This window comes from Mycobacterium sp. NGS15 (assembly GCF_059813245.1).
This window is the reverse complement of sequence record NZ_JCALEF010000003.1, coordinates 610691-626621: the sequence shown is the minus strand read 5'-3', so window position 1 is coordinate 626621 and position 15931 is coordinate 610691. Positions and strand designations below refer to the sequence as shown.

The window sequence follows — 15931 nt, the reverse complement described above, 5'->3', positions numbered from 1 at the left end:
CAGACACGTTTGGGCTGTGCGACATTCGGGTAGTTGACCCGTTCACACAACAAGTGGGAAGTAATGGGATGTGGACTCGCGCAAGGGAGGAGGTCATATGGTATCGGCGCAAGCGCAGGCCTTCATCGCTATGGCTCAGTTGCAGCGTAAGAAGTCGTTCTATGCCACTGCCGCCGGGATGCGCCGTCGTTTGAGTAGTCACCAGCGCTCCGCCCGCTGCGAGCCACCGCACGCGGTGAGGCGCCATCGCCGAATCACCTGCCAGGACATCCAGGGGCATTCCTGTTACACCCTGCACCCCGACGGCCAGTGGAACGGCCTGCACATCTTTCATTTGCACGGGGGCGGTTTCGTCGAGCAGCCGGAGAGGCACCATTGGCGGTTCGCCGACAAACTCGTCGGAACGTTGCGCTGCCGGTACAGCCTCTACATGTATCCGCTCGCTCCCGATCACGACCATCGCGAGATCACCGCGGCCAGCCGGCGCGCCTACCGCCAGGTGATGGCCGATACCCCACAAGCAGGCCGGGTGTTGTTCGGGGATTCCGCGGGCGGCAGTCTCTCGCTTGGTATCGCCCAAGAACTTCGAGACCGTGACGAGCCGCAGCCCGCCTGTATCGCGCTGTTCTCGCCATGGCTCAATATGGCTGTCGACCATGAACTATCGCAGGTTATTGAGCCCCACGACCCCGAGCTGGGCATCGAAGGCCTCCAACAGGCGGGCCGTTGGTACGCCGCCGATCGCGCCCTGGATGATCCAGAGCTGAGCCCCGAACACGCCGACCTCACCGGTATCGCGGCGCTGAGCATCTTTGTCGGTACCCGCGACATCCTGCTTCCGGACGCACTCTTTCTGCATGACAACGCGCGCAGGGTGGGCACCGCATCCCGGCTGCAGATCTATGACGGGATGTTTCACAACTGGGCGATGAAGTCCATTCCCGAGGCTCGCCGGGCCCGCAATCAACTGACGGAATTCCTCGCCGAGAACACCTGCACTGGAACACCTCTCAGGAAGGAGCAACGCCACCATGATCGTTCGGACCACCGAGGAGATCACCGGGACATCGAGGCAACGCGACACAGCGAACTGGACGTCTAAACGCATCATCCTGGCCGACGACGGCGTGGGGTTCTCATTCCACGAGACGACGATCCATGCCGGAACCGAGACTCCACTGCACTACCCCGACTACATCGAAGCGGTGTGGATCGTAGAAGGCCACGGCCGATTAATTGATCGCGATCACGGCGGGACATACGCGCTCGCCCCGGGAACCATGTACCTGCTCGATAAGCATGACCGGCATACCATCGTCGCCGAGTCGCATATTCGAGCGATCTGCGTTTTCGTGCCCGCGGTTCCGCCGGGAAGCCCGTGACTGTAACCCCAACTCTGCTCGAGTCAGCGTGAGGGACCCTGCCACGTGGAATGCAGCTGTTAGCGTGACCACTGTGAATTCTTCGCGCGTGTACCCCTCCGTCGCACTTGCGGCCTGCGCCGCCTCATTCGTTCTGACGCTTGCCGCGTGCGGATCCGATACAGAGGCCAAGTCAGCACCTGCTGATCCGCCCACCGCGGCCGCCGGGTGCCCAACAGCAGCACCGCAGACTGGTGGCACACCCGAGTGGACGCAGGCCGGCAGCACCGGGAATGTCGCCGTCAGCGGATCCACGGATACGGCAGCGCCGTACGTCAACGTGACGGCTCCGTTCAGCGTGACCGAGACCCAGGTGCACACACTGCAGGCCGGAACCGGACCAATTGTCGGGGACCTAGCCACAGTTTCTGTCTGCTACATGGGTGTCAACGGGCGTGACGGGTCCGTGTTCGACAGCAGCTACACCCGGGGCGCCCCGGCGCAGTTTCCGCTGAACGGAGTCGTGCCGGGCTTCAAGAAGGCCATCGCGGGACAGAAGGTCGGGTCCACCGTCGCCGTCGCGATGGTCCCTGCCGACGGTTACCCGGCCGGTCAGCCCAGCGCCGGCATTCGCCCGGGTGACACACTCGTCTTCGCGATCAAGATCCTCAACGCGTCAAACTGATTTCAGTGGGCCGGCTCGGGTGCCGTCGACTGAGCGTTCTCGACGGCACCGAACGCGGCCACTGCCACCGCCGCGACGACCGCGACCAGGAATGCCACGGCGACAAGCCAGCCCCATCCCGGGCGCGCACTGTCACCTAAGAGCACGACACCGGTGACGCCGGGCACGACGGTCTCCCCCACGACCAATGCCGCTGCCGCGCCATTGACCGAACCCACTTGCAGCGCAACGGTAAACAAGTAGAAGCCGCCCACCCCGGCAAGGATCACCGCGTAGGCTGCGGGATCGGAGAACAGCACCTTCATGTGTAGCGGATCAAGTCCATCGAGCACCCTTACTGCGACAGCCATTGCCCCATAAAGAATCCCGGCGCACAACCCCGCCGGTATCGCGGCATGGGCGCCGAGCAGGCGGATGAATCCGAGGCCGGCGAGCAGCACCACCGCCGATACAATCAGCACGCCCCAGTGAACGGATGCCGGTGTGGCATCCTCACCGCGCTTGCCCGCTGTAGCCGCGAGGACGCATAACGACAGCAGTACGGCCGAGATCGCCAGCCAGTCCCGTCGTTGCAGACGCACACCCAGCACTGCGATGCCGAGCACCGCGGTGACCACCAGATTGGCGCTCATGATCGTCTGGGAGAGAAAGAGCGGAATCAATCGTGCTGACACCAGGCTGCCGGCAAAGCCGACGAGATCAAGAACCATTCCGGCGATGAATGCGGGAGTCAGCATCGCGGCGATTGTCGATCTCAGTGTCGGGGCGCCGTGGGTCCGCGGGCTTTGAACTTTCGCCGCGGATTCACGGGCACCGTAACCCTGCAGGACCGACGCGGTGCCGTACCCAACGCACGCGAGTACCGCCGCCGCGATGCCGATCAGCATGGAATAGCAACGTCATTGCGCGTGGTCGTCGACATCGGTCGATTCTATTCGCCAGGTTTGCGCGGACGGATGCCGCGCGGAACTTGCTTTACCGGCAGCAGGTGGGATCCAGAACCGTGCACAGCGCGGTGAGCGCATCGGGAACCGGCCGGTGATAGACATTCATTCCGCGGCGGCCGGATTCCACCAGCCCGGCCTTGCGTAGTTGGTTCATGTGATGACTGACCGTGGATTCGGTGAGTCCGAGGATGCCTGCCAGGTCACCGCTGATGATCTCCCCCTCGGGGGCGCCGAACAGCTGAGACATGATCTTGACCCGCACGGGATCGGCGAGTGCCTTGAGCCGCAATGCGACCTCCAGGGCCTGCTCGTCACTCATCGGGCCGGCCGCCACGGGCGCGCAGCACACGGGGGCGGTGGTGTCCACCACGGGAAGAGCCTTGGGCATGATTTCAGCATCCCGAATGCTTTGACATATGTCAAAGTAGTGGCACACTTGGCGTATCCGACAAGTTCGATGAATATCTTATTAGTTCCGGAGGTTGACCGGTGTCCCGTATGCAGCTGGCTCTCAATGTCGACGACCTCGATGCGTCAATCGACTTCTACTCCAGGCTCTTTGGTGTACAGCCCGCCAAGCGCAAACCGGGGTACGCGAACTTTGCGATCGATTCCCCGCCGCTGAAGCTGGTGCTGTTGGAGAACCCGGGTCGCGGTGGCACGATCAACCATCTGGGAGTGCAGGTGGAATCCAGCGAGCAGGTACACGCCGAGATTGGCCGGTTGACCGATGCCGGCATGTTTACCGAGGAAGAGATCGGCACCACGTGCTGCTTCGCGACACAAGACAAGGTGTGGGTTACCGCGCCCGATCGTGAGAAGTGGGAAATCTACACAGTTTTGGCCGATTCGGAAACCTTCGGCACCAGTCCTGAATTCCTCGCTAAAGGCGCCGACTGCGCGTGCGGGAATCCCGGGTGAGTACGCCCGTTGCGGCGGGGAGATTGTCGACGCTGGACCGTTTCCTGCCGGTATGGATCGGGCTCGCGATGGCTGCCGGTCTGCTGCTGGGACGTTGGATTCCGGGACTGGATAGCGCGCTGGAAAGGGTTCAGGTCGACGGGATCTCACTGCCCATCGCGATAGGGCTGCTCGTCATGATGTACCCGGTCTTGGCGAAGGTCCGCTACGACCGCCTCGATACTGTCACCGCCGACCGCAGATTGCTGATCGGCTCGCTGGTCTTGAACTGGGTGCTCGGCCCGGCGCTGATGTTTGCGCTGGCATGGCTGCTATTGCCGGACCTTCCCGAATACCGAACCGGCTTGATCGTTGTCGGCCTGGCCCGCTGCATCGCCATGGTGATCATCTGGAACGACCTCGCATGCGGTGACCGTGAAGCCGCAGCCGTCCTCGTCGCATTGAATTCCGTGTTTCAGGTGTTGATGTTCGCGGTGCTGGGTTGGTTCTACCTTTCCATCCTGCCCGGTTGGCTGCACCTGCCGCAGGCCACCATCGACACCTCCCCGTGGCAGATTGCGAAATCGGTGCTTCTTTTCCTGGGCATCCCACTGGCTGCCGGATACGTATCCCGGCGCCTCGGAGAACGGGTCAAGGGGCGTGCGTGGTACGAAACGCGATTCCTGCCGATCGTCGGTCCCTGGGCCCTATGGGGGCTGCTGTTCACGATCGTGATCCTGTTCGCTCTCCAGGGCGCTCAGATCGCTTCTCGTCCATGGGATGTTGCCCGGATTGCGATGCCATTGCTGGCCTACTTCGCGATTATGTGGGGCGGCGGATATCTACTCGGCGCGGCCCTGGGGCTGGGCTACCCGCGCACAGCCACGCTCGCGTTCACCGCCGCCGGAAACAACTTCGAACTGGCCATCGCCGTTGCGATTGCCACCTGGGGTGCCGATTCCGGCCAGGCGCTTGCCGGCGTCGTCGGTCCCCTGATCGAAGTGCCGGTACTGGTCGCGCTCGTCTACGTGTCCCTGGCGCTGCGCCGCCGATTTCCGCTCGTCCCACAGCAAAATGTGCCCGAAACCGTAAGCAAGGAAGCGGTTCAGTGATCCGTTCAGTGATCCGTTCAATGGTCCGTTCAATGATCCAAAGTAAGCCCACTGTGCTCTTTTTGTGCACGCATAATGCGGGCCGCTCCCAGATGGCACTCGGATTCTTCACGCACATGGCCGGGCATCGCGCCGTTGCGTGGTCGGGCGGTTCGGAGCCCGGAAATGAAATCAACCCGGTCGCTGTCGCAGTCATGGCTGAGCGGGGTATCGATATCACCGGCGAGTACCCCAAACCCTGGACCGACGAGATTGTGCGAGGCGCCGATGTCGTAGTGACCATGGGCTGCGGCGACACCTGCCCGTACTTCCCCGGGAAACGCTATGAGAACTGGGACCTGCCGGACCCCGCGGGCCGGCCCATTGAGGCGGTGCGACCCATCCGCGACAACATCGAACTACGGGTCCGCGACCTACTGGCCCAACTCGATATCAGGCGCTAGGCGGCCATGATTATTCGGAGGGCCGCAGAGACCTCGTCCTCCTTGGGGGAATCAAGCAGGGGCATCTGTGCGGCCAAGCGCATGATCACCCGTGCGAGAATCCGGTTGGTGCGCGCCGGCACCATGAGGATCCGGACCGTCCGATGCTCACCCTGGAGTGTGACTACCCAGTGGAACGCACGGTTGGCAAGGGTCGGAGGCATTGCTGCCGACCTCATACTCGACCGCGCCGACCCGGGCTTCCAGTTCAGTGATACCTGGTTGACCGGACCGATGTGCTCGGACAGCTCTTCAATCAGTGGTGAGAGTTCCCGGGCGATGAATCCGTCGTCTTGCGGCCACCACGCGCCGTTCATCCTGCCGGTCTTGCGTGGGCCTAACGTAAAGCGGATCGGCGGACCGGGATATTCGGCCTGTGTCATACGTACTTCCTTGTTGCTCAGTGGGACTCAGACAAGGGAATCCGTATGAGCCGAAACAGTTGGTGCTAGATACGTGCCACCGCCATAGTTACCCGACCAATATTACCCCCCTTTAGGGGGCTCCGTTGGCGCTGATGTGTAAATGGTTGGCACCCAACAATTTTAAATATGTCAAAGATTGCGTCGGCCGGCGCTGCCGGCGGTCGGACGACGATGCCGGCCGAACGTGGGGACGGTTACGGAATGCTTTCATTTGGGCGAGTACTTCATGTAGTCGCCCAAACGCGGCCAGAGCATGCTAGATTCCTGTAACCGCTGGATACGTGTACTGCTAGTTGCGGTATTCGTCTGGCTCCCCGATCTGAGGAACGTGTCCATGCAGAAGGCCTTCACCGACCTTGAGTTGCTCCATGAGCTTGAGCCCGTGGTTGAGGAGAATGTCCATCGCCACCTGGGGGTCACCAAGGACTGGAACCCTCACGACTATGTTCCGTGGTCGGAGGGCAAGAATTACAAGGCATTGGGTGGCCAGGACTGGGATCCGGAGCAGTCCAAGCTCTCGGAGTTGGCCAGGGTCGCGATGATCACCAATTTGCTCACCGAGGACAATCTGCCCTCGTATCACCGCGAGATCGCGATGAACTTCACCATGGACGGGCCGTGGGGTACCTGGGTGAACCGGTGGACCGCCGAGGAGAACCGCCACGGCATCGCCATCCGCGACTATCTCGTGGTCACCCGCTCGGTCGATCCGGTGGAACTGGAGAAGCTCCGCATTGCGCAGATGACGAGCGGCTTCTCCCCCGGCCAGAACCGGCAGAACGTACCGTTCTCGGAGGGCCTGTTCGATTCTGTGGTTTATGTGACGTTTCAGGAGCTGGCCACCCGCGTCTCGCACCGCAATACCGGTAAGGCGTGCGCCGAGCCGATCGCCGACGAGCTGCTCAAGCGCATCTCGACCGACGAGAACCTGCACATGATCTTCTACCGCAACATGGTGACGGCCGGTCTGGAGATCGCCCCGAATCAGGCGGTCCAGGCTGTCCATAAGGTGCTCGATAACTTCACGATGCCCGGCTACACGATCCCCGGATTCCGCCGCAATGCCGTCACCATCGCCACCGGCGGCGTCTACGACCCGCAGTCCCACCTCGAGGAGGTGGTGCTGCCGGTGCTGCGCAAGTGGCGCATCTTCGATCGGGACGACATCACCGGCGAGGGCGAGTGGTACCGCGAAGATCTCGCACGCATCGTCGGCGACCTCAGGAAGACTTCCGAGGACTTCGAGGAAGTCAAGGCCAAGTACCTGGACCGTCAGGCCAAGCGCGCCGAGCGCAACGCCGCCAAGGTGTTGGTATAGCTCACCCCGGCGGGATGACGTGGGGACGGGACCGCTGTCCCGTGCGGCGGGCGACGCGTTCCGCTTAGGCGCCGTGCGATAGTGCGTCACTCTCTGCCCTACGTGCCGCTATCATGAGAAGTGCTGTGTCCCAATAGTTTTAAGGCATATGTGACTCTTCCGCTCGACACGTCGGGCCGGGCTGTGTGATGGGAAAGAGAGACAACGAATGACCGATTGGGATGTGGTCGGGCGGGCGAACTATGTGTCGTTTACGAGTTATCGCAAGGACGGCACGGCGGTGTCCACGCCGGTCTGGATTGCTCCGGCGGACGGCAAGCTCTACTTCTTCTCGGAGGTGGGTGCGTACAAGGTCAAACGCGTCCGGCGGAATCCAGCGGTGACGTTGCAGCCGTGCAGTGTTCGTGGACAGCTCACCCCCGGTGCACCTGTCGTGGCGGGCATCGCGCGGGTTCTGAGCCCCGAAGACACTTCTCGGATTCGCAAGATCATCAGCCGTAAGTACTGGCTATTGGGACCGCTGAGTGAATTCGGAGTCTGGATTACCCGTCGTCAGCAGGCGTCGGTCGCCATCGAGATCTCCCCCGGCTCCCGTACATCGTTGTAACTGGGCTCCGTTTCGCGCGAACTCCGATCAAGATCGACCTGGCGATATGATCGAACGGTGAGCATACGCAGCCTAAATCTGGACGATTTACGCTGCTTCGTAGCGGTTGCCAACAGATTGAATTTCACCCAGGCCGCACGCGAGCTGCATCTGACTCCGTCTGTCCTCAGCAGGCGGATAAGTAATGCGGAACGACTTCTCAACGCGAATCTTTTCCTTCGCGACACACGTACGGTCGTGCTCACAGGTGAAGGCGCGAGGCTGCTTCCGCTCGCGCGGGAGATCATCGAGAAGTTCGACAAGATGCCGCATGAAATCTCCAAGGGCCCACTACCGGTCAGGAAAATTCGGTGCGGTATCCCTCCGTGGTTATCTCCGGCATTGCAGGCCAAGTTGACGGCCTTAGGGGACAGCAACACCGAGAAATTCAAGTTCACGCAGGCGCCGCTCGCGAGCCCCGACATCATCGAAGGGATACGGCACGAAAGGCTGGACTTCGGCTTTGTGAGGCCCAACGCACATGCGACCGTGTTGTCTTACACGACAGTGTGGAAGGAGCGGATCGGCGCCGTGCTCTCGCGCGAGCAGTACGAATCGCGCGACTCGATCTCTGTCGCCGAGCTCCTCACACGTGATTACATCGGCGACCGTCGCGACAGCGCTACCGAGTATCGGCGCCATGTGGAAACTGAGCTAGAGAAGCAAGGGCGGCTCAAACGAGCAGAATTCACACCCGGCGACATAGTGCGGGTCAAGCAAGGCATCACGTCAGGTCAGGCCTTCAACCTGGCGCCGATGCCTTCGTCCGGCGAACCCAGTGCGCTGGAATACGATGAATTTGTTCTGGTCCCGATATCTGATCTGAACTTCAGGCTCTTGACATGTCTGGCGTATCGGGACGACACGGCTGGACGCGATCGGCAGCTGCAAGAGGTTCTCGACGCGATAATCCTGTCATTCCGTGAGTAGCGGGAGCCTCGCCTCAGCACCTCCCCGAGTCGCTACAACCAGGCGCACGCCACGTCCAGGCGAGGAAGACTCGCTACGGTGCCACAGATCCGGGTGGGCATGGACGTACCCGGCACTCGCTGACGGAATCCAAACGCTCAACCTCGTGTACTGAAACCGATTTGGCGCACACCGCTAGCAAATGAACATCCTTGATGTCATGTCTTTTCTCGAATGTGCTTTTCGTCATGGGGTCGCCAAAGCCGATTCTCGTCTACAACGCTCTTGAGCTTGGTGGATGCCCCGCTATCGACCAGGGCATGCCACCGCAGCGGCCCAGTTTCGTCAAGCATCTTGTGTAGCCGAGGTAATTCGCTGCTCGGATCTCAGAAAAGCTAAAGAAACTCGTAAAGAGCTTGACTGACAACATGAGTGGATTCTCCCGGCGGAGGTATAGCGGGTGCTGAGCTGGTTTGTGCAGTATGTTCTTTTGCAAAGTAAAAGCACATACGCCGACGCCTGGGGGCCTATGAAAAAGCTTGGGCAGGTATTCGATCCGCATCGCAATGCATTGACCACGTGGCGACTCGTTCTCGCGGTAGGTGTGGTCTTTTGGCATTCCTGGCCGCTCACCGGCCACAACATGAGCTACGCCCCAGCGTCGCGATTGCTTGGCGACGTTTTTGCCGACGGATTCTTTGTCATTTCCGGATTCCTCATCACAGCTGCCTGGATGCGTCGTCCGTGTCTGAAGGAGTACTGGGCGTCACGCGTGCTGCGCATCTTCCCGGGCCTATGGATATGCCTGATCGTGATTGCTTTCGTCATTGCACCGATCGCTGCCAAGGTCCAACACTCCTCCATCACCTTCTCCTCGGAGCTTGAGTATGTGGTCAATAACGCCCTGCTCAACATCTCCCACGTCGATATCGACGGCACCCCGGCAGATGTGCCGTATCCGGGGGTCTGGAACGGATCCATCTGGACACTGTTCTTCGTTCTGCTGTGCGACGTGATGGTCTCTGCGCTCGGTGTTATCGGGATGCTGAAACGGCGCTGGGTAATTCCCGCCCTTCTCGTCGCGGCGTTGTTCTGCTCGGCCCACTTCTCGTACACACCGCCGTCGTACACCTGGCCGCAGATGCTCTCACGATTCTTTGTGGTGTTCCTTGCGGGTGCCTTGTTCTACCAGTATCAAGACAAGATTCCCGCCCATTGGTCGTTGGTCGCCTTGAGTGTCACCATCGTCGTGGCATCCGGCTTCACCCACAACTACCGAGTACTAGGTGCTCTGCCACTGGCCTATGCGGTCATTGTTTCCGGTGCCCTCATCCGTAAAACGCGGCTGCGCAACGACCTTTCGTATGGCGTGTACATCTACGCATTCCCGGTCCAGCAGTTGCTGACCAGCGTTGGGCTTGCCCGATTGAATCCGTTCTTGTTCTTTCTGCTGGCCACAACAGCCACTCTCCCACTTGCCGCGCTGAGTTGGTTTGTGGTGGAGAAGCGAGCCATGGCCCTGAAATCCAGGATCCTGCGGAGGCCGGTCAAGGAGCCCGCCCCGCAAAGGGTGGCGATGCCTTGACGGCGACGTCAGTCGCGTCACCTCCCCGGTCGGTGCCAGCCGTACCCGGGTGCATCGAACCCGTACCCAAATCCGTCATCGCCCGGCCACATCCACGGCGCATTGAGGTCATCGTCAGTACTTTGCGTGCACGCGGCATCGGGGCCCAGGCCTCCCGAGAACTGGCACGGGGGCTCGCCCCCAGTCGGCCCGGCCAATGTCACCGCTGCCACCAATAATGCTGTGACACATGCGCTATAAGGCATTCCCCACCACCTTTTCGTGGCAACAACGTGCGGGCTGGAATCGAGATTAGCACCGGGATCGGGAGATCCGCCGCCGCTTGAACCATCGATTCCTGTGGCCTGATCTGCGGCGCTCCCTGCACTTGCGACAATGGCTGCATGGTTGAGCAGAGCCTCTGGATGAAAAAAGTCGCGACCGATCCACACCATTCGCATTGGTACATCGAGCGGTTTCGAGCCCTGGCGCGTGAGGGCGCGGATTTGGCGGGTGAGGCTCGCCTCGTGGATGCGATGGTGCCGCGTGGCGCCCGCATCCTCGATGCCGGGTGCGGCTCCGGCCGGGTGGGCGGATTCCTGGCGGCGGCCGGTCACCATGTGGTCGGTGTCGACGTCGATCCCGTGCTCATCGATGCGGCCGAGCAGGACCAGCCTGGATCACGTTGGATCGTTAGTGATCTGGCCGATCTGGACCTGCCCTCACGCGGTATCACCGAGCCATTCGACATCATCGTGTCGGCGGGCAACGTGATGGCTTTTCTTGCCCCGAGCACCCGTGTTCAGGTGTTGGGTCGGCTTCGCTCGCACCTGGCGGGCGACGGTCGCGCGGTGATCGGGTTCGGTGCCGGCCGTGACTACGAGTTCCCGCAGTTCTTCGATGATGCCGCCGAGGCCGGCCTCATCCCAGATCTCCTGCTGTCCACCTGGGACATGCGGCCCTTCACCGATGACTCCGACTTTCTCGTCGCGGTTCTTCGGGGAGGAGACGCTCGAGTATCCCCATGATGGAGCAGCGCAGTCTGCAGCGTCGCCCCGAGTGCCGGGACGTGATCGCGCGGGTGTCACGATTCGTGCCACGCTCGCCGCAGAAGTCGGCGTGAGCCGTCGACGGGTCCTGGTCGCCGGGCTCGGCGACAGCGGGCTGCTCACCGCGATCCGGCTCGCTCGCCACTGCGATGTCGTCGGAATCTCCGCCAAACCCGGGTTGGTCAGCGGACAAGAACTGGGCGTACGGCTGTCGCGCCCGGAAGAATGGGCGCAGCACTACTGGGTGCCCTTCGACCGGTTCCGCGGACTGGACCGCGTGCGCACGGTGCATGCCAGCCTTACCGGCGTAGACCTGGGCGCCCGAACAGTTTTCGGCCAGAATGGTGACGGTTCACCGTTAGCGGAACCGTATGACACGTTGATCATCGCGACCGGCGTCAGTAACGGCTTCTGGCGGCAGCCGACTCTGCAGTCGAGCACCGAAGTAGCCGCGGGTCTGCGTACGGCGCACCACCGACTGGCGGCTGCGCACACCGTGATCGTCATCGGTGGAGGGGCCGCGGCCGTGAGCACCGCCGCCAACCTGGCGATGACATGGCCGAATCTAGGCGTCGATCTTTATTTCCCCGGTGAACACGCGCTGATACAGCACGCGCCGAGAGTGTGGGAGCGGATCTGCCAGCGGCTGACGGAACTCCGCGTGGGACTGCATCCCGGGCATCGTGCACTCATCCCCGATGGGTTCACATGCAACAGGATCACGGGCGAGCCGGTGCACTGGAGTTCCGGGCAGTCGCCGGCGTCCGCGGACGCGGTGGTGTGGGCTATCGGACGCGTCCGGCCCAACACGGACTGGCTGCCTGCGGAGATACTCGACGAGCACGGCTTCGTGCGGGTGACACCGCAACTGCATATTCCGCACTTACGAGATGTCTTCGCTGTCGGAGACGTCGCGGCCACCGATCCGCTTCGCACTTCTGCCCGCAATCGTGCCGATCGGCTTGTGGCGCACAATGTTCTGGCCGGGGTCTCCGGTCGGCCGTTGCGTACCTACCGCCCACCCAGGTACCGGTGGGGCTCGGTGCTCGGTGTGCAGCCCGAGGGGCTGGAAGTCTTCGCGCCCTCCGGCCACGCGTTTCGCTTCCCGGCGTGGTCGATCGAGCGCGTGCTGCAACCGTGGATCGTCGGACGCGGTATCTACCGCGGCATCCGCGAGAACCGGCCGCTTTCGGCCACCGCCGAAGCGTATGAACCTCCCCGGAAGGACTGATCGCACGGGTATCGGCCGCATGATTGTCGTCGCCGCGTGCGCGGGCCTTGCCGCACTCACTGCCAATGGAGGTCGTGCAGGACAGCCGCCAGTCTTGACTGAATTTTCAGTTTGTTCTACCGTCGCTGTCATCGACCCCAGGAGGTACGCAATGCCCGAATCGGGATTTATCGTCGAAACCGCGCTGACACCGCCAATCTCGCCGGCACGCGTGCGCGAGCCACGGCGCGTGCCGCTCCGTGTGGGTCTGGTGCAGCACCGCTGGCTGGCCGATCCCGGGCACCTGCGCGCCCAACTTCTCGAAGGCGTCCGACTGGCCGCCCACGAGGGCGCACGGGCGGTGTTCCTGCCGGAGCTGACGTTGTCGCGTTACCCCGCGGATGTTCGGGCAGGCGCGAACCCGGGTGCTCATGCCGAGGAACTGCTGTCGGGTCCGACGTTCGCTTTTGCCGCGCAGGCCGCGAAGGAAAACGGCGTGCTGGTGCACGCGTCGCTGTATGAGCGTGCGGACGCCGCTGACGGGCTCGGCTACAACACCGCCATCCTGGTATCCCCCGGCGGTGAGCTCGTCGGGCGCACCCGGAAACTACACATTCCTGTCACCGCGGGGTATTACGAGGACACGTACTTTCGCGCCGGACCCGCCGAAGATGCGTATCCGCTGTACCGCGTGGCCGAACTCGATGATGCCGCAGTCGGGATGCCCACCTGTTGGGATGAGTGGTTTCCCGAGGTCTCGCGGATGTACTCGCTGGAAGGTGCGGAGATCCTGGTCTATCCCACAGCGATCGGCTCCGAACCGACCTTTCCGGGTTTTGATACTCAGCCGCTCTGGCAGCACGTGATCGTGGGAAACGGGATTACGGCAGGAACATTCATGGTCGTGCCCAACCGATTTGGCGACGAGGGAAGTGTGAACTTCTATGGTTCCTCGTTCATATCCGATCCGTACGGCCGGATTCTCGCGCAGGCGCCGCGCGACGCGGCGGCGGTATTGGTGGCTGATCTGGATCTTGAGCAGCGCCAGGATTGGCTGGATCTGTTCCCGTTCAACATGACCCGACGGCCCGACACCTACGCCCGGCTAGCGGTGCCCGTCGATACCGTGAATCCCTACGGGTCAGCAGCATCATGAACTGGCTCATGCCATCGGAAACCGACCGGCAGGAACGTATGTGGATGGCATTTCCGTCGCAGGGGGCGACAGTCTTTGAGAACGCGCAATCCGTGCATGAGGCACGCACAGTATGGGCCGCGGTCGCGCATGCCATCCTCGACTTCGAGCCGGTCTCCATGATCATCGATCCGGCTGATCGCGCCGCGGCGCGCACGTACCTATCGCGGGAGATCGAGGTATTCGAGGCGCCACTCGACGATGCCTGGATGCGAGATATCGGACCCACCTTTGTGCGCGGCGCAGATGGCCGTCTTGGGGCGGTGGACTGGGTGTTCAACGGATGGGGTGCCCGTGACTGGGCGCGCTGGGACAAAGACGCGCATATCGGCGGGCTTGTCGGTCGGCTCGCCGGGGCGGAGATCGTCTCCTCCCCTTTGGTCAATGAAGGCGGGGGCATCCAGGTTGACGGTGAGGGCACGGTACTGGTCACCGAGACTGTGCAGCTCGATCCCGCCCGTAACCCGGGGCTGGACAAGCTTGCAGTCGAAGCAGAGCTGGCGCGCACGATCGGTGCGCGGCATGTGATCTGGCTGCCGCGCGGCCTGACTCGTGACGCGCAGCGGTTCGGCACAAATGGCCACGTCGACATTGTGGTCGCCATCCCGTCGCCGGGACGGCTGCTGGTACACACACAGAACAACGCCACACACCCGGACCATGAGGTCACCAAGGAGATCATCGCCCTGCTGTCGCAGAGTCACGACGCTCGGGGAAAGCCATGGGATATAGCGCAAGTCCCGGCGCCGGACGTGCTGCGTGACAGCGAGGGCTGGGTGGACTACAGCTACATCAACCATCTTGTCGTCAATGACGGCGTGATCGCCTGCCGGTTCGGTGATCCGGCCGACGACACCGCTAAAGGCATTCTCGCCGAGGAGTATCCAGGCCGCCGCGTGGTTACTGTGGATGCGCGCGAGATCTTCGCGCGTGGCGGCGGTATCCACTGCATCACCCAGCAACAGCCCGTCCAGAGCGGAAGGGGGCGCGTCGGGTGACCAGTCGACAGGAAGCGATTCTGCAGGCCAGTGCTGCCGCTATCGCCGAGCACGGCGTCCGGGGTCTCCGCGTAAGCGATATCGCACGGGTGGCTGGGGTCTCGTCGGGTCTGCTCTACTACCACTTCAAGGACCGCGATGGGCTGCTCGCGGCGGCCCTCACCTACATCAATGACCAGGCACGGTTGTACCGACAGGCCGCCAGCGGTTCCGGAGTATCACGGGCCCAGCTTATTGAGCACATTCTCGGTGAAATCCAGAATTCCGCTGCGGTGGTGGAGAACTCGTTGGTATGGAACGAGTTACGTGCTTCGGCGGTCTACGAGGAACCCATGCGCGAACCCCTCGCGCGAACATCCGAAGAATGGACACGTGAAACCGCTGCCGCAATCCGAGCCGCCCAGGACATCGGTGAAGTGTCCGAGACCGTCGACGCCGACAACATCGCGTTGGTCCTCAATGCGCTCACCGAGGGTCTGGCGTCGCGCTGGCTTTCCCAGGAACTCACGGCTGCCGAGGCTCGTGCTCATCTCCGTGCCACTGCCGAGTTGATGCTCCCCACACATGGCCGTGGCCGCAAGGGCGTTCAGCCAGTTATCCGGTCGTCGGGTTGGAGTAGACACGGCGAGGCGCGATGAGGACGGCGGCGCGTCGCTCCTCTGCCATTACGCGGTCGTAGGTATCCCAGTCGTCATGTGTGCCGCCTGCGGCCTGAAAGATGTTGCGTAACAACACGTGTAACGCTTCACTGTCGACGGCCGGATGTGGGTCGTCGGGGCCGATGATCTCCGCGGATCCCTCGACTGTGGCCCATTGCCACCCGGCGCGCACGACGATTGTGGCTCGAGCATCGACCCGTAGATGGTCGAGCTTGCGGGTACCCCCCGCCGCCACCAGCGCGACGACCGGCTCGCCGGTTTGTGGATGCCGCATGACACCAGCGTTGATCACCGACGACTGGATGCTGCCGTCGCCTCGAAGCGTGCTGAGCACGCACAGCCCGTGATCACGATGTACCAGCTCGGCGAATGCGGATATATCTGTCACGACTGAACCCCTTCCGTGAGCTGCCACGAGCGACCTACTCACTGTAGGCGCCGATTATTTTGAATCAGATTCAGAAACATCTT

Annotated in this window: 18 protein-coding genes and 2 pseudogenes; 15 read left to right on the top strand and 5 right to left on the bottom strand. The window is 62.3% G+C overall.

The features are described from left to right. The first annotated feature begins 97 nt into the window (after nucleotides 1–97). The 3 genes from AC5Y5C_RS10775 (at nucleotide 98) to AC5Y5C_RS10765 (ending at nucleotide 2046) form a co-directional block, all read left to right on the top strand. A complete protein-coding gene (locus AC5Y5C_RS10775; protein WP_499971653.1) occupies nucleotides 98–1102 on the top strand; it encodes an alpha/beta hydrolase in 1005 nt (334 codons plus the stop codon). Next, on the top strand, nucleotides 1032–1382 hold the full coding sequence (locus AC5Y5C_RS10770; protein ID WP_499971650.1) for an ectoine synthase: 351 nt from the start codon (nucleotides 1032–1034) through the stop codon (nucleotides 1380–1382). Before AC5Y5C_RS10775 ends, AC5Y5C_RS10770 begins: the two co-directional genes overlap by 71 nt. 133 nt (nucleotides 1383–1515) lie before the next feature. Next, nucleotides 1516–2046: an FKBP-type peptidyl-prolyl cis-trans isomerase gene (locus AC5Y5C_RS10765; RefSeq protein ID WP_499971901.1), complete on the top strand. Its 531-nt coding sequence runs from the start codon at nucleotides 1516–1518 to the stop codon at nucleotides 2044–2046. A 2-nt stretch (nucleotides 2047–2048) separates the two neighbouring features. Here AC5Y5C_RS10765 and AC5Y5C_RS10760 read toward each other — a convergent pair whose 3' ends face one another. Both AC5Y5C_RS10760 and AC5Y5C_RS10755 read right to left on the bottom strand, forming a co-directional pair. After that, nucleotides 2049–2933, bottom strand: coding sequence for a hypothetical protein (locus AC5Y5C_RS10760; RefSeq protein ID WP_499971648.1), 885 nt, complete (start codon nucleotides 2931–2933; stop codon nucleotides 2049–2051). 88 nt (nucleotides 2934–3021) lie between these two features. After that, nucleotides 3022–3381: an Rv2640c family ArsR-like transcriptional regulator gene (locus AC5Y5C_RS10755; protein ID WP_499971646.1), complete on the bottom strand. Its 360-nt coding sequence runs from the start codon at nucleotides 3379–3381 to the stop codon at nucleotides 3022–3024. Between the two features lie 101 nt (nucleotides 3382–3482). Between AC5Y5C_RS10755 and AC5Y5C_RS10750 the strand changes: the two genes are divergently transcribed. From AC5Y5C_RS10750 to AC5Y5C_RS10740, 3 genes and pseudogenes are all read left to right on the top strand, one after another. Then, complete coding sequence (locus AC5Y5C_RS10750) at nucleotides 3483–3914, top strand: ArsI/CadI family heavy metal resistance metalloenzyme (RefSeq protein ID WP_499971644.1); 432 nt, start codon at nucleotides 3483–3485, stop codon at nucleotides 3912–3914. Further along, nucleotides 3890–4965, top strand: a pseudogene (gene arsB, locus AC5Y5C_RS10745) (ACR3 family arsenite efflux transporter); the annotation flags it as partial. The gene AC5Y5C_RS10750 and the pseudogene arsB, both read left to right, overlap by 25 nt. Nucleotides 4966–5049: 84 nt before the next feature. Next, nucleotides 5050–5448 (top strand): annotated as a pseudogene (locus AC5Y5C_RS10740) (arsenate reductase ArsC); the annotation flags it as partial. On the opposite strand, the gene AC5Y5C_RS10735 reads toward AC5Y5C_RS10740, so the two are convergent. Next, complete coding sequence (locus AC5Y5C_RS10735; protein ID WP_499971899.1) at nucleotides 5445–5804, bottom strand: DUF5994 family protein; 360 nt, start codon at nucleotides 5802–5804, stop codon at nucleotides 5445–5447. The pseudogene AC5Y5C_RS10740 and the gene AC5Y5C_RS10735 sit on opposite strands and share 4 nt — an antisense overlap. 442 nt (nucleotides 5805–6246) lie before the next feature. On the opposite strand from AC5Y5C_RS10735, the gene AC5Y5C_RS10730 reads away from it, so the two are divergent. The 4 genes from AC5Y5C_RS10730 to AC5Y5C_RS10715 all read left to right on the top strand — a co-directional run bounded on the left by AC5Y5C_RS10730 (nucleotide 6247) and on the right by AC5Y5C_RS10715 (nucleotide 10370). Beyond that, complete coding sequence (locus tag AC5Y5C_RS10730) at nucleotides 6247–7230, top strand: acyl-ACP desaturase (RefSeq protein WP_499971642.1); 984 nt, start codon at nucleotides 6247–6249, stop codon at nucleotides 7228–7230. Between the two features lie 208 nt (nucleotides 7231–7438). Then, nucleotides 7439–7837 carry a PPOX class F420-dependent oxidoreductase gene (locus AC5Y5C_RS10725; protein ID WP_499971640.1) on the top strand — a complete coding sequence of 133 codons (399 nt, stop codon included), beginning with the start codon at nucleotides 7439–7441 and terminating at the stop codon, nucleotides 7835–7837. Nucleotides 7838–7894: 57 nt separating this feature from the next. Further along, nucleotides 7895–8806 (top strand): LysR family transcriptional regulator, encoded by a 912-nt coding sequence (locus AC5Y5C_RS10720; RefSeq protein WP_499971638.1) that lies wholly within the window; start codon nucleotides 7895–7897, stop codon nucleotides 8804–8806. Nucleotides 8807–9314: 508 nt separating this feature from the next. Then, entirely contained in the window at nucleotides 9315–10370 is a 1056-nt protein-coding gene (locus AC5Y5C_RS10715) for an acyltransferase family protein (RefSeq protein ID WP_499971636.1), read from the top strand. 17 nt (nucleotides 10371–10387) lie between these two features. Here the strand turns inward: AC5Y5C_RS10715 and AC5Y5C_RS10710 are convergent, their stop codons facing one another. Next, nucleotides 10388–10615, bottom strand: coding sequence for a hypothetical protein (locus AC5Y5C_RS10710; RefSeq protein ID WP_499971634.1), 228 nt, complete (start codon nucleotides 10613–10615; stop codon nucleotides 10388–10390). A gap of 138 nt (nucleotides 10616–10753) precedes the next feature. Between AC5Y5C_RS10710 and AC5Y5C_RS10705 the strand changes: the two genes are divergently transcribed. The 5 genes from AC5Y5C_RS10705 to AC5Y5C_RS10685 all read left to right on the top strand — a co-directional run bounded on the left by AC5Y5C_RS10705 (nucleotide 10754) and on the right by AC5Y5C_RS10685 (nucleotide 15439). Continuing rightward, nucleotides 10754–11377: a class I SAM-dependent methyltransferase gene (locus AC5Y5C_RS10705; protein ID WP_499971631.1), complete on the top strand. Its 624-nt coding sequence runs from the start codon at nucleotides 10754–10756 to the stop codon at nucleotides 11375–11377. Between the two features lie 91 nt (nucleotides 11378–11468). Further along, complete coding sequence (locus tag AC5Y5C_RS10700; RefSeq protein WP_499971897.1) at nucleotides 11469–12629, top strand: FAD-dependent oxidoreductase; 1161 nt, start codon at nucleotides 11469–11471, stop codon at nucleotides 12627–12629. Between the two features lie 151 nt (nucleotides 12630–12780). Then, the gene (locus AC5Y5C_RS10695; RefSeq protein ID WP_499971629.1) at nucleotides 12781–13764 is read left to right on the top strand and encodes a nitrilase-related carbon-nitrogen hydrolase; all 984 of its coding nucleotides are present in this window, start codon (nucleotides 12781–12783) and stop codon (nucleotides 13762–13764) included. Beyond that, on the top strand, nucleotides 13761–14801 hold the full coding sequence (locus tag AC5Y5C_RS10690; protein ID WP_499971626.1) for an agmatine deiminase family protein: 1041 nt from the start codon (nucleotides 13761–13763) through the stop codon (nucleotides 14799–14801). The genes AC5Y5C_RS10695 and AC5Y5C_RS10690 overlap by 4 nt, the downstream gene beginning before the upstream one ends. Continuing rightward, nucleotides 14798–15439 (top strand): TetR/AcrR family transcriptional regulator, encoded by a 642-nt coding sequence (locus tag AC5Y5C_RS10685; RefSeq protein WP_499971624.1) that lies wholly within the window; start codon nucleotides 14798–14800, stop codon nucleotides 15437–15439. Before AC5Y5C_RS10690 ends, AC5Y5C_RS10685 begins: the two co-directional genes overlap by 4 nt. Here the strand turns inward: AC5Y5C_RS10685 and AC5Y5C_RS10680 are convergent. Then, entirely contained in the window at nucleotides 15396–15848 is a 453-nt protein-coding gene (locus AC5Y5C_RS10680; RefSeq protein WP_499971622.1) for a TIGR03618 family F420-dependent PPOX class oxidoreductase, read from the bottom strand. The two genes, AC5Y5C_RS10685 and AC5Y5C_RS10680, sit on opposite strands and share 44 nt — an antisense overlap. Between the last annotated feature and the right edge of the window lie 83 nt (nucleotides 15849–15931).

Bases quoted from the DNA above. Each gene is read 5' to 3' on its own strand.
- AC5Y5C_RS10695 (WP_499971629.1), top strand. From the start codon at position 12,781: ATGCCCGAATCGGGATTTATCGTCGAAACCGCGCTGACACCGCCAATC.
- AC5Y5C_RS10710 (WP_499971634.1), bottom strand. From the start codon at position 10,615: ATGCCTTATAGCGCATGTGTCACAGCATTATTGGTGGCAGCGGTGACA.
- AC5Y5C_RS10690 (WP_499971626.1), top strand. From the start codon at position 13,761: ATGAACTGGCTCATGCCATCGGAAACCGACCGGCAGGAACGTATGTGG.
- AC5Y5C_RS10725 (WP_499971640.1), top strand. From the start codon at position 7,439: ATGACCGATTGGGATGTGGTCGGGCGGGCGAACTATGTGTCGTTTACG.
- AC5Y5C_RS10775 (WP_499971653.1), top strand. From the start codon at position 98: ATGGTATCGGCGCAAGCGCAGGCCTTCATCGCTATGGCTCAGTTGCAG.
- AC5Y5C_RS10770 (WP_499971650.1), top strand. From the start codon at position 1,032: ATGATCGTTCGGACCACCGAGGAGATCACCGGGACATCGAGGCAACGC.
- AC5Y5C_RS10760 (WP_499971648.1), bottom strand. From the start codon at position 2,933: ATGCTGATCGGCATCGCGGCGGCGGTACTCGCGTGCGTTGGGTACGGC.
- AC5Y5C_RS10755 (WP_499971646.1), bottom strand. From the start codon at position 3,381: ATGCCCAAGGCTCTTCCCGTGGTGGACACCACCGCCCCCGTGTGCTGC.
- AC5Y5C_RS10730 (WP_499971642.1), top strand. From the start codon at position 6,247: ATGCAGAAGGCCTTCACCGACCTTGAGTTGCTCCATGAGCTTGAGCCC.
- AC5Y5C_RS10715 (WP_499971636.1), top strand. From the start codon at position 9,315: ATGAAAAAGCTTGGGCAGGTATTCGATCCGCATCGCAATGCATTGACC.
- AC5Y5C_RS10705 (WP_499971631.1), top strand. From the start codon at position 10,754: ATGGTTGAGCAGAGCCTCTGGATGAAAAAAGTCGCGACCGATCCACAC.
- AC5Y5C_RS10735 (WP_499971899.1), bottom strand. From the start codon at position 5,804: ATGAACGGCGCGTGGTGGCCGCAAGACGACGGATTCATCGCCCGGGAA.